General features: G+C 36.5%; 1 protein-coding gene and 1 pseudogene. Both read left to right on the plus strand.

The features are described from left to right. A pseudogene (locus VXQ92_RS20805) lies at positions 1–288 on the plus strand (LysR substrate-binding domain-containing protein); the annotation flags it as partial. A 128-nt stretch (positions 289–416) separates the two neighbouring features. Further along, the gene (gene grpE, locus VXQ92_RS20810) at positions 417–971 is read left to right on the plus strand and encodes a nucleotide exchange factor GrpE (RefSeq protein ID WP_001262789.1); all 555 of its coding nucleotides are present in this window, start codon (positions 417–419) and stop codon (positions 969–971) included. Positions 972–1067 lie beyond the last annotated feature (96 nt).

Genomic DNA, 1067 nt, shown 5'->3' on the forward strand with positions numbered 1-1067 from the left:
TTTTAAAAGTAATGATGTGAATGCACTTTACGATATGTGCTTACATGCACAGGGAGTTGCAATGTTGCCTACATTATTAGTTGAGAAAGATTTAAAAGAAAAACGCTTAAAAGCTTTATTTAAAAATTTTACGGCTCCGGAGTTAAGCTTGTCGGTCGTGTATGCTTCTAGACAACATTTACCCCGAATTACTCAAGAATTTATAGCTTTTATGATCGAAAATTTAGATTTTTACTTAAAACCGCAAAATTAAAAGCTTTAAATTGCCGTGTACGCTTGAATTTTTAGGCAATGCCCATACTTCATCCCTATTAATGAATTACAGCATATGCATGGCAGTTCAGGTTTTACACAGTAAATACTGATGCCAAAAAGGACTGTACATGTTTAAAAACCCATTTAAACGGAGATCATCAATGGCTAATGAGCAAAACGAGCAAGCTCAAGACATTCAAAATGAGCAAGTTGAGCAATCTAACGAGCAAACTCAGGCTGAAGGTGTAGAGCAAGCAAACGACGTTACCGTTGAATCTTTACAAGCGCAAATCACTAAACTAGAAGAAAATCTTAAGCTTGAAAAAGCTCGTACTGCCAATGCAGTTTACGAAGCACAAAAAAGTGTAGAGCGTATTCAGCGTGAGTCTGAAAAGCATAAAGAGACTGTGCTTGAGAAATTTGCAAAAGAATTGTTGGACTCTGTCGACAATTTAGAACGCGCAATTCAGGCAGCTGGCGATGAAGAAACGCCTGTACTTGAAGGTGTTAAGTTAACCTTAAAGTCACTTTTAACGACTCTTGAGAAATTTGGCGTTGTAGAAGCTGATACTCAAAATGGTTTCAACGCAGATTTACACCAAGCTGTTGGCATTGATCCAAATGCAAAAGCAAATGAAATCGGTACCGTTTTACAAAAAGGCTATACCTTAAATGGCCGCTTATTGCGCCCTGCTATGGTTATGGTTGGTCAATAAAATGAGCAAAAGCAAAGCATCTCTTTGCTAAAAGCCCAAGAATTTGAGAGTTTTTTGATTTTTTTTCATAAAAATGCTATAAAAAAACAGATATAA

Source organism: Acinetobacter sp. 228, from assembly GCF_048147885.1.